The organism is Gorillibacterium timonense (assembly GCF_001457415.1).
Taxonomy (GTDB): domain Bacteria; phylum Bacillota; class Bacilli; order Paenibacillales; family NBRC-103111; genus Gorillibacterium; species Gorillibacterium timonense.
The window spans coordinates 491,567-503,572 of sequence record NZ_LN881724.1; the positions used below are offsets into that span (position 1 = coordinate 491,567).

General features: G+C 42.8%; 15 protein-coding genes. 10 read left to right on the top strand and 5 right to left on the bottom strand.

The annotated features are described in order from the left end of the window. Window positions 1–189 precede the first annotated feature (189 nt). On the bottom strand, window positions 190–1,101 hold the full coding sequence (locus BN2684_RS14920; protein WP_058302961.1) for an SDR family oxidoreductase: 912 nt from the start codon (window positions 1,099–1,101) through the stop codon (window positions 190–192). Between the two features lie 104 nt (window positions 1,102–1,205). Here BN2684_RS14920 and BN2684_RS14925 point away from each other — a divergent pair, with 104 nt between their 5' ends. Further along, on the top strand, window positions 1,206–2,180 hold the full coding sequence (locus tag BN2684_RS14925) for a helix-turn-helix transcriptional regulator (protein WP_058302962.1): 975 nt from the start codon (window positions 1,206–1,208) through the stop codon (window positions 2,178–2,180). 84 nt (window positions 2,181–2,264) lie between these two features. Here the strand turns inward: BN2684_RS14925 and BN2684_RS14930 are convergent, their stop codons facing one another. Further along, on the bottom strand, window positions 2,265–2,507 hold the full coding sequence (locus BN2684_RS14930) for a hypothetical protein (protein WP_058302963.1): 243 nt from the start codon (window positions 2,505–2,507) through the stop codon (window positions 2,265–2,267). Between the two features lie 162 nt (window positions 2,508–2,669). On the opposite strand from BN2684_RS14930, the gene BN2684_RS14935 reads away from it, so the two are divergent. The 4 genes from BN2684_RS14935 (at window position 2,670) to BN2684_RS14945 (ending at window position 4,882) form a co-directional block, all read left to right on the top strand. Then, complete coding sequence (locus BN2684_RS14935; RefSeq protein WP_058302964.1) at window positions 2,670–2,978, top strand: GNAT family N-acetyltransferase; 309 nt, start codon at window positions 2,670–2,672, stop codon at window positions 2,976–2,978. A gap of 223 nt (window positions 2,979–3,201) precedes the next feature. Next, window positions 3,202–3,828, top strand: coding sequence for a DUF6273 domain-containing protein (locus BN2684_RS14940; protein ID WP_058302965.1), 627 nt, complete (start codon window positions 3,202–3,204; stop codon window positions 3,826–3,828). 275 nt (window positions 3,829–4,103) lie between these two features. Further along, a complete protein-coding gene (locus BN2684_RS23975; RefSeq protein ID WP_199825322.1) occupies window positions 4,104–4,256 on the top strand; it encodes a hypothetical protein in 153 nt (50 codons plus the stop codon). A 56-nt stretch (window positions 4,257–4,312) separates the two neighbouring features. Next, window positions 4,313–4,882 (top strand): SF0329 family protein, encoded by a 570-nt coding sequence (locus BN2684_RS14945; RefSeq protein ID WP_058302966.1) that lies wholly within the window; start codon window positions 4,313–4,315, stop codon window positions 4,880–4,882. Window positions 4,883–4,962: 80 nt separating this feature from the next. Here the strand turns inward: BN2684_RS14945 and BN2684_RS14950 are convergent, their stop codons facing one another. Then, the gene (locus BN2684_RS14950) at window positions 4,963–5,886 is read right to left on the bottom strand and encodes a poly(ethylene terephthalate) hydrolase family protein (protein WP_058302967.1); all 924 of its coding nucleotides are present in this window, start codon (window positions 5,884–5,886) and stop codon (window positions 4,963–4,965) included. Between the two features lie 150 nt (window positions 5,887–6,036). On the opposite strand from BN2684_RS14950, the gene BN2684_RS14955 reads away from it, so the two are divergent. Continuing rightward, window positions 6,037–6,939, top strand: coding sequence for an aminoglycoside phosphotransferase family protein (locus tag BN2684_RS14955; RefSeq protein ID WP_058302968.1), 903 nt, complete (start codon window positions 6,037–6,039; stop codon window positions 6,937–6,939). A 27-nt stretch (window positions 6,940–6,966) separates the two neighbouring features. Here the strand turns inward: BN2684_RS14955 and BN2684_RS14960 are convergent, their stop codons facing one another. Together BN2684_RS14960 and BN2684_RS14965 are read right to left on the bottom strand one after the other, a co-directional pair. Beyond that, complete coding sequence (locus BN2684_RS14960; protein ID WP_058302969.1) at window positions 6,967–7,485, bottom strand: effector binding domain-containing protein; 519 nt, start codon at window positions 7,483–7,485, stop codon at window positions 6,967–6,969. 145 nt (window positions 7,486–7,630) lie between these two features. Continuing rightward, window positions 7,631–8,092: a MarR family winged helix-turn-helix transcriptional regulator gene (locus BN2684_RS14965; RefSeq protein WP_058302970.1), complete on the bottom strand. Its 462-nt coding sequence runs from the start codon at window positions 8,090–8,092 to the stop codon at window positions 7,631–7,633. 156 nt (window positions 8,093–8,248) lie between these two features. On the opposite strand from BN2684_RS14965, the gene BN2684_RS14970 reads away from it, so the two are divergent. The 4 genes from BN2684_RS14970 (at window position 8,249) to BN2684_RS14980 (ending at window position 11,647) form a co-directional block, all read left to right on the top strand. Next, window positions 8,249–9,124, top strand: coding sequence for an SDR family NAD(P)-dependent oxidoreductase (locus BN2684_RS14970; protein ID WP_058302971.1), 876 nt, complete (start codon window positions 8,249–8,251; stop codon window positions 9,122–9,124). A 204-nt stretch (window positions 9,125–9,328) separates the two neighbouring features. Continuing rightward, the gene (locus BN2684_RS25395) at window positions 9,329–9,517 is read left to right on the top strand and encodes a homocysteine S-methyltransferase family protein (RefSeq protein ID WP_392389015.1); all 189 of its coding nucleotides are present in this window, start codon (window positions 9,329–9,331) and stop codon (window positions 9,515–9,517) included. A gap of 71 nt (window positions 9,518–9,588) precedes the next feature. Further along, window positions 9,589–10,401 (top strand): amidohydrolase family protein, encoded by an 813-nt coding sequence (locus BN2684_RS14975; protein ID WP_058302972.1) that lies wholly within the window; start codon window positions 9,589–9,591, stop codon window positions 10,399–10,401. 166 nt (window positions 10,402–10,567) lie between these two features. After that, complete coding sequence (locus tag BN2684_RS14980; protein WP_058302973.1) at window positions 10,568–11,647, top strand: NHL domain-containing protein; 1,080 nt, start codon at window positions 10,568–10,570, stop codon at window positions 11,645–11,647. Window positions 11,648–12,006: the final 359 nt, after the last annotated feature.

Below are 12,006 nucleotides of genomic sequence, written 5' to 3' on the forward strand. Positions count from 1 at the left end.
CATAAACGAAGATATGTTCTCGCAGACGAGTCATGTGGAGTCGGTCATATTGATGGTTCGAAAATGAGATGTGACAGTATCGCTCAATTGTTTTGCTTATGGGTAGCAGGGAGATGCCAGCACTATTCACCCGACTCGCATTTCCCTGTATGACCCCTAATAACCATAATACCAGTGGATTCCAAACTTTTATCTGTAGCCGTTAACATTCGCAGGTTTTCCTGCTTCCATTACTTCTACAAGATAGCGCCAGCAATCGGGTTGTGAGCCATCAACATCAGTGAAGCCATAGATCTGTGCGAGCTCGCCGCTTGAAAGGGATTGTCCATTCCAGCGCACGACCTGGGGATCTCCGGCAAGAGCTGCGACTGCACGCCCTACATAACGCGGTGATTCTGATATTAGGAAATGGGGTTCTTTCGCGGCGGCTTCCTGCCAGTTTTCTTCGTTCGTCATAAAATGTTCAAGCATGATTTCTGAACGCATCCAACCGGGAGTCAGTGCAACAGCCGTGCATTGATAAGGCTGAACTTCTCGAGCAAGCGCCCAGGCCATACGAATAATAGATGTTTTGGCTTGATCGTAGAACATCGATATTCTGTAGTTTTTATGGTTATATTCGAATGTTCCATCTGTCATCTCAATGATCAGCCCATTTTTGTTTTTAATTAAGAGGGGGAGTACAAAATGGTTCGTAATTAAATGAGAATCTATAGCAAGCCTCAGCATGCGCAGTCCCTTTTCCAATGAATGCTCCCATATGGGCACATGCCATTCAGCCAGATGTTCAGCTCCCCAAATATCATTCACAAGGATATCTAGTCGTCCTTGCTCTTGCTCAATGCGTTCCGCCAATGCTTGTACTTGTTCGGGAATCAAATGATCTGTTTTTATAGCGATGCCTCTTCCACCTGCCTTAGTAATAAGCTCCTCCGTTTCTTCAATCGTTTCAGGTCTGTTGTATTCGGAACGTTCAGCTCTTGTGGTTCGTCCTGTGATATAAACCGTTGCTCCGGCTACTCCCAGCTCAACAGCGATGCCGCGCCCGGCTCCCCTTGTTCCCCCGGCAACTAAAGCAACTTTCCCATGTAAAGAGTTCATTTCATCAGCCTCCTTTTATTGTGCTTCTTATCATTGTAATCTATAATGACGACATCTCTTGTCATATATAAAAGCTTCTTGAAGTGAAGTAGAGGTGAAACAATATGAGAGCTGACAGGCTTATTCGTATTATGATTTTGCTACAAAACAATGGGCAAATGACAGCAAAAAAGCTGGCTAGCGAGCTTGAAGTGTCGGATCGGACTATTTTACGTGATATGGATGCCTTGAGCCTTTCAGGGATACCTGTTGTAGCTGATCGGGGAAAAACTGGAGGATGGCGGCTAATGGATCATTTTCAATCACAACTGAGTGGTTTGAAACTAGAGGATATGAAGGCATTATTTATACTTCCCTCTGAAAAAATGCTGGAAGATTTGGGAGTTCAGTCGTATGGGTCAGATATTCGCCAGAAGCTGCTGGCTTCTTTGCCTAGTTCAACCAATAAAGAAGGCCGGCAGTATCTAGAGAAGATCTATTTAGATACAGGCTCGTGGAAGTCCTCCAAAGTTAGAAATAGAACACTGCTTATCGTTCAGCAAGCTTTATGGGAGGAAAAGAAGCTTAATATTATGTACCAAAAGGCTAATGGTGTCTGCTCAAATAGAGTTGTTTGTCCCTTGGGTTTGGTGTCGAAGGGAAGTGCTTGGTATTTAGTTGCATTAAATGAGAATGGCGAATACCGCAATTTTAGATTATCAAGAATCATTCAGGCTGAAGCTGCCCATGAAGGATTTACGAGACCTGAGCACTTTAACTTGAGTGATTATTGGAAGCAAAGTAAACTCGATTTTACTGAATCTTTGCCGTCTTACGAAGTGAAGGTATTGGCAGATCCAACAATCATGGGCCGTTTGACATTTACGGATAAGTTTGTGGAGAAAGTGTCTGAAGATGTACAGCTAAAGGGCCGCTCGGTTCTTGTGACATTAAATTTTAACACTGAGCAGGAAGCCGTCACTTACGTACTTGGTTTCGGGGGGGCGATGAAGTTGGTAGAACCAGAATATTTGATTGAAAAAATAGTTCAGCAAGCGAAGTCTGTCATCGAGATGTATGATAAAGATCAATTAAAGTAGTATCGCAATATTACGCATACGAGTCATGTGGAATGCTCAGTGTTACTAAAATGGAGAGGGGCTAGCGATTAAGCCCCTCTTTTACTAAGCCCCAATAATATGAGGGCGTGTAATGTTATAGTGGATTTTTATTGAGCCATCCATATGAACTTCTAGTTTGTGAATAAGTTGTTGAAGCAGTTGTTTCATAACCCGATCATCTTCGATGTCTAGCCTTGCAAATTTATCAATTTGTCGCTTAAACGCTCGAAGATGATCATCTGTATCTTTCTTAGATTCTCTTTTAGTTCCTATAAAACGATTAGGAAGTCGTCCTAAGGCGTTCATGACACATTCCCCACGCAAAAAAGACGCCCGATATAGGCGCCAATAAAGGTAAGGGCGAATGCCATTCCTGTTCGAATTAATTGTCTGTACTCCCTGTCAGCTCAACACAGGTTGAGAGTGTTGTGTTGATGTCGAAGAAATAATAAAATTATCAGGAGGTTATTGAGATGTGACCAATATCTAATTGCTTTAGATTGCGAAAACATAGGGTATATCCGCATACAGCGTTTAGATGAGATTACATACAGACTTTCACAAATGTTCATTTTACCGAAATTCCAAAATAAAGGATATGCTCAATTAGCTATACAGTATGCAGAAATTTTATATCCCGAAGCTGAAAAATGGGTTTTAGATACGATAAAACAGGAAACGAAACTATGTCACTTGTATGAAAAAATGGGTTACAAATTAACGGGTATTGAACACAATATTAAGTCTGGCATGGATTTGGTTGACTATGCAAAATAGAATTTTTAACAACTACTCTGTCTCCTCACTCCTGTCGAAAATTCGGCTATCGTAAGGAGGAACATTCATGGCAATGTATGCTTACAAGGATGCCACTAGAACAGAAAAGATATTAGCAAGAAAAGACAAATCAGAAGTTGTCGCGAAGATAATGAACAGTTGCTTCTCGTAGGTGCATTGAAACCGAACTACCAGAAATTTATTTTTTACGAGGAGAAAGAGAATGAGGGAGTTAAGTATCGGCTCAATCGTGCCATTTGGCGGTTATCATTGGCGCATTCTTGATATACAAGGCAATGCGGCCTTGATTATAACGGAATACATGATCGAACAACACCCCTATAATAATTATGCTGGTGATGTGACATGGGCTGACTGCTCGCTGAGAAAATATCTTAACGGTGAGTTTTATACCAAATTCACCGCGGCCGAGCAGTCAAGAATCATTCCGGTATTGAATAAAAACCACGACAATCAGTGGTACGGTTCAAGAGGCGGAGAAGATACTCGGGATTACATATTTCTTCTAAGCATTGAAGAAGTAGTGTGCAAATATTTCGGTGACAGCAGTACAAACCTTGAAAACCGCAGCGCCAAACAACGGTACTGGTTTCAAAGGAAAGACAATAACAACAACAAGCGAAGATCGACATTCGATGGGTATGTATGGTGGTGGTGGCTTCGGTCGTCCGGGCGTGACAATAGAAGAGCTGTATATATCCACGGCGACGGCAATATAGGCATTCAGGGGAACGGCACCTTCCGCTACAGCAGCAACACGATTCATCCTTCAACAGGCGATAACAGCGGCGGAGTTCGTCCCGCTCTGTGGATGAGCTTGGAATCATAAAGCTTGGGGCACTTTTCAAAAGGAATGGACAGAAGGTGATTCCAGTATGGCACAGGAATCATCTTTTTTCGTACCCATGGAGGATTGGCTGCTACGATTAGCTGAGCCTCATGCAACGAAAGAGACTGGGTCTGTTAATTCTTTTTCTAGTAAATTATGGGAATTTACTTCTTCTTGGAGGGTGAATCATGATAGACTGATCTTGATCATGTACGGTTCCCGATTATGCTCAACACGGATTACCCTTTGCCGGAACGACGGATTGGTCCACCACCATGAAGAACATTGCGGCAACGAATTATTCAGGAGCGATCGCAATCGAGGCAATGAATTGGGATTACGAGGATTTAACGGCAAAGGAGTTTTTACAAGAAGCGTTTAAGCGGGCAAAAAGACTGGAAACACTAAGACTTAATAAAAATAATTAGTTTGAAGGCCTGACAGCCGTAAATACGGGAGCAGGCTTTGAGAAGTAGGAGGAACCATGTCTTGGAGCAAATTGAAGCAGCAGCTGGAGAGTTTTCTCAGTCCTGCATTACAGGGTAGAGTCGAATACGGCGCAACCAGTTACCGCTATGTACCTGATAAATCAGGGATTTGTTATCTTGTTGTCGATAAAAAGAATGTGCTCAATATGAGTGATCGAACGAACTCAATCCGATGGTATCAGACAGAGCAGGAAGTTAAGAACGACCCGGATATCCAGATCCCAATCAGCAAGGAAGAAATCGAAGCGATCCGAAAAGAAACCAAAGGAAAAGCTCCGGAGGATCGATTACTAGTAATGGCAAGAAGCAGAAAACTAACAGAGCTTGCCAAGGAGCTCTTGTCCGCACAGGCATCATTAAGCAGATCCAATTTTACCGTTGTCGCTACTAAGTTTTTATCGATTTCTATAGAGGAAAGCTTGGAGAGTACGGATATCTTATTGAATATCTTAGCCATAGTGGACAAAAGAGTTGGAAAAAAGCGGATTTTAAACATGTCCGACAAGATGAAGGTAAAGCACCCGATTGTGCAGTATTTCTATGAACTACGGCGTAGTACATTATGATCTTCTCAAAGCCGATGACCCAATTCAATCCAAGCTGTCGGCTTTTCATTTGATGGGGACCCATTATGTTGGGGATGTTCTCACGGAATGCTCTGAACATCCATATTGGCTTGGAGAACGTCCTCCCAATTTGGATTCTGCATCATCTCGGAAGCATCTCCATGAAAGGCCTTCATGGCTTCCTGATCATCAAGCAGCCAATACCTCATCCAAGCCGTCAAGTACCCTCTATGATTGCCACCATTGCCTTCAATCGCTGTATGAGCTGCCCCTTTGGCCATCCCCATCATAACGGGCGTACTTGCGTTAGTAGTGTGCAAGGCTAATTTATTCGTTGATACCGGTGAGATTAGAAAATCACGTGTGCCGCCCATAATGAGGAAAGGAGCGGTAATACGTGATGTATCGTATACATCTTCTGGATCCGCATACTTCAAAGCCGGGAGAGCGATGGATACAACCGTCTTTATCAACGATCCGCTTGCGAAGTTGGTATGAGCATTAATAACCCCAGTAGACCCTTGAGAATGTCCGGCCACACCGATTTGCTCCGTTTGTATTTTTTGATAAAACAAGCTGTTTGCTAGTTGATTTTCATTTATCAAATAATCAATAGCGTCTGAAATCTCTTTGCCTGTTCCTGTTGTTGTGCTATAAGAATCGATGACAATGAATCCCCAGCTAGCAAGATGAGTTAAGAGCTCATCATAACGATCCGGCGTGGCACCTGTTCCATTTCCCCAGGAAATAACAGGGTAGGATTCGTCTCCTTGAAAGGCGGGGTAGTATATTCGATATAAAGCCTCTCCAATCGTACTCTTAACTTCTTCTACCTGTACAGGATAGCTTCCTTGCTCTGCATACCGCTGTTCCATGCTTCCTTCTGCAAGCTCTGGTACATTCGAATGAATGATGATTTGCAGGAAAATGGTAAGTGAAATTGCAATGATAAGGACTAAAGCGGACAACCATAAAATCCACTTTCGTTTCCTTAAAACCGACATACACGTGACCTCTACGATAGTCTATAGGTTTCTCTATCGTTTTCTCTGTTAGAATAGGAAACTAGGGGATATACGTGAAGGATGTAGGTAAGTTTCATTAGAGGACCATCAGCATATGCGTGGCAATCCATTCTTTTTAAGGAGCAGGCTATGTCCACTGGAAAAGTATATGAATCGATCATAAAGAAGGAACCGATAACAAAAGGCTGGTCGGAAGATCAAAAATATTGTGTCACAACAATAAGCGGAGTAAAATACCTGCTCCGAATTTCGCCAGCTTCCCAGTATGAAGCAAAGAAAATGCTCTTTTCCATCATGGAACAGATCGCCGCTCTGGGTATTCCCATGTGCCTTCCTATAGAGTTCGGCACTTGCGATGACGGCGTTTATTCCATTCAAAGCTGGATTGACGGCGTAGATTTAGAAACCGTATTGCCCTTGTCGTCAGAAACCTTGCTATCTGAAACAGAGCAATATGCGTTGGGGCTACAGTCAGGAAAAATCGCTAAAAAGATACATACGATACCCCTAGAGGAACCACATGAGGAATGGGCAGTAAGCTTTAACCGTGAAATCGATAGGATAGTACGGGACTATCACACATGTGGCTTGCATGTTGACGGCGATGCTCCTATTCTCGCTTATGTCGAGAGTAGCCGCCATTTATTGAAAAACCGTCCACAATGCTTTCTCGCCGGCGATTATCATGTGTTAAACATGATGTATGAAAACGGCGGTTTGGTCATTATCGATTTCGAACGTTATCGCATTGGCGACCCGTGGAATGAATTTAATGGTATCGTTTGGAGTGCGATGGCTAGTCCTCATTTTGCAACGGGGCAACTACACGGCTATTTTGATGGTGAACCGCCAATGGAGTTTTTTAAGCTGCTTGCCCTTTATATCGTTATTCTTGTTTTGTCATTACTTTCATCCTGGGCGGTTACATCTGATTTTGGTCGTACTGTCACATTGAAGCTTTCACAGGATGTATTGAAATGGTTCGACAATATGCAGAGCCCTATACCAACATGGTATCTCAAAGACTATTAACCACGAACTTTTGCGATAATAAGTCCGCTAGATTTTCTTAACCGGTGAGATCGATGTCCAGAGCTTTTTCTCGCAGAAGTGAAGCCAATCAGGCTCATCCGGATCATCTTCGAAAGCAACTTCGGCATTCCATCCAAAAAGATCATAATTTTGTGTGTATCCCCAGCTTTTATACACGTCTATCATCGAATATTCTTGACCGTAGATCCCTTTGGCAATAAAGGTTTCCGGTAGAATCCGCCCTGTAAATCCTTTGGGAACGGGAGTATCCGAAGGTACAAACTTTCCGATGATATAGCTGAAAGTATGATCCTCTTCTGTATAATTACCTGTCCAAGCCATAATTGCACCAGGAATGATGGATGGAAGACGTTTAATCACTTCAAAAGACCCATCTTCAAGAATAATTTCCCATAACTCATTTGCTTTGTTGCGAAGAAAATCAGGACCGCCGCAGCGGGTTTCACGTCCGACCAATTTCATAGTGGGCATTTCGAAAATTTCTACCTCAGCACGATTCGCAACTATTTCATGGATCTTTTTCATGATGGCGAGTCCCCTCCTTTTTCCATCTAAGTCCTAGTTTTAGTATATCATGTAGAATAATCCTGAGTAAGTCACTATTGGTTCTATATAATATTCATGTTAAAAAGAACGCCATTTGGTTTGGGGCATTCTTTTTTGCGTTGGGCTAACTCGAAAATCCATTAAATTGTCGGAGATTTTGGATGAATTCATGAAGTTGCGCATCGTTCCAGTTTGAGAGTCGTTCGAAAAAAGCGGACTCTTTTTCTTTGAGAGCATGAATGGTCTGCTGCTGTCCGCGTTCCGTGAGCGAAAGAAGAATGGCTCGGCCATCATTAGGAGAGGCATCCTTTCTCACATACCCAAGCGACTCCAATTGTTTGACAAGGCGGCTTACGGAACTGCGATCCATAGCCGTTGATTCCGCTAAGGCTGCAGCACTTGTTGGCCCATAAGAGTAAAGCCAACGAATAATGTGGAAAGCAGCAGGCTGTAAAGACGAATCGAACCGCGCAGCAGCCTTGACGTTGAGTGCATGTGCAGTGCTAATAAGAGCATTAAGCTGCTGGCCTAAAGCGATCTCCAATTGCTCTCTCGGCTCATTATTGGGTTGAGAATGCTCCATCATGATTCACCTTTCCGTTCGTCAAAAATAACACCTTAATATGATTGACATATATCCATTAAATCACTATAGTGGACATATATCAATTAAATTGAGGATCTGACACCGTTTCTTCGAATTTCTTGTTTAGAATATTGTATCACATAAAGGAGAATGATCATGCTGAAACATCCAGTTGTTGTCATAACCGGAGCCACCAGCGGCCTGGGACAGATTGCGGCCATTGAACTGGCGAAACGCGGTTTTCGTCTGGTTCTGACAGCCAGAAGCAAAGAGCGCGCGGAAGCAACAAAGAAGATCATCCAGGAAACCACTTCTTCGGCGATGGTCGACTTTTTTTTCGGAGATCTGTCGTTAATGAGCGATGTTAATCGAGTTGGCCATGAAATTGCAGCGGCGTACCCGGTCATCGATGCGCTTTTGAACAATGCGGGTATTCATGCCTTTAAGCCGCACGTCACCTCCGAAGGATTACCGGAAATGATCGCTGTCAACTATTTAGCGCCCTGGTTGTTGACGCATGTCTTGAAACCATCCTTACAAAACGCGGGAAAGGCCCGTGTGGTCAACGTTGCCTCGGAAGCCTCGCGCAACCACGGCATATTAAAGCTACCTGAGGATTTAACCGATACGGAGCCCTTTACTGCACGGGGCTCGTCCCCTATTTATGGAAAAACCAAGCTGTTGAATATCATGTTCACGATGGAGCTGGCTCGACAATGGGAGGGGACAGGGATCCGTGTTAACGCCTTGAATCCAGGATTCAATGTCACCGGTCTTGGACGGGAACTCAGATTCGCATCTGTCCTTGCACGTATTTTGAATCTTTTTCATATCGGAGATCCTCGAAGGGGTGCTGAAATCATGACTCGCTTAATCGTAGACTCAAGCTATCAAGAGGTGACAGGAGGGTACTTCAACGTGGGAACCGGGAATCCGCTTAAGCCCGTATCTCCTGGAGGTGATCCCGCTATGCAAAAGAAGCTATGGAATGCCACACAAGACCTGCTGTCTCAAAAGGGATTCCTTGATTAAAGGCCTTTTCGCACCAGCCAAGTGATATAGTAAGGCTAATCGTTCATAGAGGTAATCCAAGAAGATGATGGATTACACCCTGATATTCTATATAAGGCGCTGAGCCATGACTTTAATCGAACTGTGCTTGTTAGACAGCGATTTCATGGACTTCAGGCAAACGCTTCAGCATTATCGCCTGAGGAACTAGATGATTCTGATTAATTGATATGCTCTCATCCTATAGAATTAGCACAGTCCATGCAAAAGTTGAAAGAATTGATTTCATTGAAAATTGTGGGAGGTTGTTGTGGCACCGATCACACCCCTATAAATGAGATTGCTAACGTCATGAGTTCTGTTGTCAGAGGCGAATCCTTGAGGACACGAAAAAAGATGACATCTACTCTTTAGGATGACAGGCGCACTCTGGAAAAACATGGTATAATCATTCGGTACGGATACCGTGTAATCGGAGGGGTCTTATGTTAATTGATATTCACGCTCATGCTGCAGGCGAATACGGCACAGTGGATTCCATAAAAAACATGGCCGAAAAGTACAAGTTGGAGAAAGTCGTTTTATGCACAAGCCCAAAGAATCTCCAAGATCTTCAGAAACCGCCGAGTCTGCCTTTCACACAGAAACCCAACAGCATTTACATGATGAATCGGATGAATCGGCTGGCTTATCGCCATTTTTTCAAGGATAACGGTGACGGAAATCAATTTGTCTCGGAGTTAAGGAACCAGTTACCCGAGCTGGTTATTCCGTTTCTTTGGGTAAACCCGCTCGATAACGGACACATGGATCAGTTGGATACCATTATCCACACCTATCAACCCAAGGGGATTAAACTCCATCAGGCTTGGAATTCATTTCAGATTGACGGTATAGAATTTAAGAATCTGGTTGATATCGCCTCTTCAAATCAATTGCCGGTTTATATTCATCTCTATTCCAAAAAGGAAGTTCTGAAGCTGCTGCGCTTTATTAGGGAAAACCAAAACGCCGTGTTTATTATCGCGCATTTGACGGGTATAGACCTTTTCAGCGAAAGTGGCGTAAACCTAAAAAACGTTTACTTTGATACATCAAGCTCCAAAAGAATTCAAGGAAGTGATGTTAAGCAGGCAATCGACGCTTTCGGCTATGAACATATCGTTTTCGGTACGGATACGCCGTATGCAAGTATTGACGAACAGATTAACAGAATGGAACAGTTGAATCTGTCTGATTCTATAAAAGAGCATATTTATACTCTGAATGCAAAATATCTTTTGGCTTTGGACAAATAACGGAAGATGACGAATGAGAAGTTAAGGCGGGATTGCCCTCTCTTTATGGAGAGGCTTTTTTGTCTTGTAGTCAAAATTTTTATCATACTGCAGAATATGACAGATAGATGTCATATTTGTTGGGATATAACGGTTATTGTGAGATAACAGTTGGAGGTGTTTAATATTGAACAAGACGGATTGGCTGAAAGGAATCGTACATCCTTTTATCGGTAGTGATCTGCCTGGATACAGTGGGGATGGTGGCATTGCCAAGGATGCCCTCCTAAATGGACCGGCAGGAATAGCTATTGATAGCAATAACGATGTTTATGTTGCTGAAATCTTTAATCATGTTGTGAGAAAAATTGATACAAGGACCAATACGGTAACAACTATTGCGGGATGTGGAGATAAAGGATTCAGCGGTGATGGTGGACCAGCTGTTAAGGCTAAGCTTAATGGGCCAGAAGGTGTGTTCGTTGACTCCTATGGAAATATTCACATTGCAGACACGGGGAACCAACGAATTAGAAAGATTGATCCAAAAACCGGAATTATCAAAACCATTGCAGGAAATGGAGAGGCTGGATTCAGCGGTGACGGTGGGAATGCTTGTAATGCAAGCTTAAATCGTCCCTCTGGTGTCGTCGTTGATTCGATTGGAAATGTCTATTTTAATGATTACAAGAATGACAGGATAAGAAAGATAGATAAAAATGGAATACTATCTACCTTTGCAGGAACAGGAGAATCTGGATTTACTGGAGATGGTGGTCCAGCTAATCAGGCTAAAATAAATGATGTCTATGGATTAGCAATTGATAAGCAGGATAATCTTTACTTTGTTGATAGCCTAAATTTCGCGATAAGAAAAATCAACATTCACTCTGAAATCATTAATACGGTTTGTGGCAAAGGGAAGCCAGGTGAAATAGTTGAGTTTGAGAGTATAGACAGTTGCTATCTCGGTGGGAGTGCGCATCCAAAAGATCGTGTAGGCGAAAGAGTACCTCACGGTCTTGATGTAAGTAATGATGGATACCTATTTATTGCTGATACCGGAGTAAATAGAATTCGATTAGTTGACCCATTTGAAAATCAAGTATACACCATTGCTGGAATAGGGGAAGGCGGCTACTCGGGTGATGACGGACTTGCTTTAGAAGCCAAAATAAATGTACACGGAGTAAGAGTTGATCTAGAGGGTAACCTATTTTTTGTTGATTATCATCATCATGTTGTTAGAAAAATTACATTCAAATAGTGCCCATTTTGTAATTTCACCATATTCGTACAGATCACCAACATCACCATAAACGGCAGAGATGCCGTTTTTTTTGTGTCTACCCTTTGCGTTGTTTTCATTTATCGAGACGAGACACGTGAATTCGAATTTGGATATAGGCGATGATTGAATTAATGACACAAAGCATGAGCAATTTTATTCGCTTTCTTACTAACATCATGCGGTATTCCATCAAGCGCAGCGGCGCCACCGATTAAAATACTTCCAACAATATCGTATCCACCTGCTTTTAGTGTTGTTTCAATAGCAGCTAAAGCTCCAGCACCTTGTTGAAAGTTAGCCCTCCCAGCCATCGCGTTGGAAAGGAGGTGGGACCA

Excerpts from the sequence above, each read along its gene's own strand:
- BN2684_RS14925 (WP_058302962.1), top strand. The coding sequence starts at position 1,206 with ATGAGAGCTGACAGGCTTATTCGTATTATGATTTTGCTACAAAACAAT.
- BN2684_RS14920 (WP_058302961.1), bottom strand. The coding sequence starts at position 1,101 with ATGAACTCTTTACATGGGAAAGTTGCTTTAGTTGCCGGGGGAACAAGG.
- BN2684_RS14945 (WP_058302966.1), top strand. The coding sequence starts at position 4,313 with ATGTCTTGGAGCAAATTGAAGCAGCAGCTGGAGAGTTTTCTCAGTCCT.
- BN2684_RS14970 (WP_058302971.1), top strand. The coding sequence starts at position 8,249 with ATGCTGAAACATCCAGTTGTTGTCATAACCGGAGCCACCAGCGGCCTG.
- BN2684_RS14940 (WP_058302965.1), top strand. The coding sequence starts at position 3,202 with ATGAGGGAGTTAAGTATCGGCTCAATCGTGCCATTTGGCGGTTATCAT.
- BN2684_RS14960 (WP_058302969.1), bottom strand. The coding sequence starts at position 7,485 with ATGAAAAAGATCCATGAAATAGTTGCGAATCGTGCTGAGGTAGAAATT.
- BN2684_RS14965 (WP_058302970.1), bottom strand. The coding sequence starts at position 8,092 with ATGATGGAGCATTCTCAACCCAATAATGAGCCGAGAGAGCAATTGGAG.
- BN2684_RS14975 (WP_058302972.1), top strand. The coding sequence starts at position 9,589 with ATGTTAATTGATATTCACGCTCATGCTGCAGGCGAATACGGCACAGTG.
- BN2684_RS14955 (WP_058302968.1), top strand. The coding sequence starts at position 6,037 with ATGTCCACTGGAAAAGTATATGAATCGATCATAAAGAAGGAACCGATA.
- BN2684_RS23975 (WP_199825322.1), top strand. The coding sequence starts at position 4,104 with ATGAAGAACATTGCGGCAACGAATTATTCAGGAGCGATCGCAATCGAG.
- BN2684_RS14930 (WP_058302963.1), bottom strand. The coding sequence starts at position 2,507 with ATGAACGCCTTAGGACGACTTCCTAATCGTTTTATAGGAACTAAAAGA.
- BN2684_RS14950 (WP_058302967.1), bottom strand. The coding sequence starts at position 5,886 with ATGTCGGTTTTAAGGAAACGAAAGTGGATTTTATGGTTGTCCGCTTTA.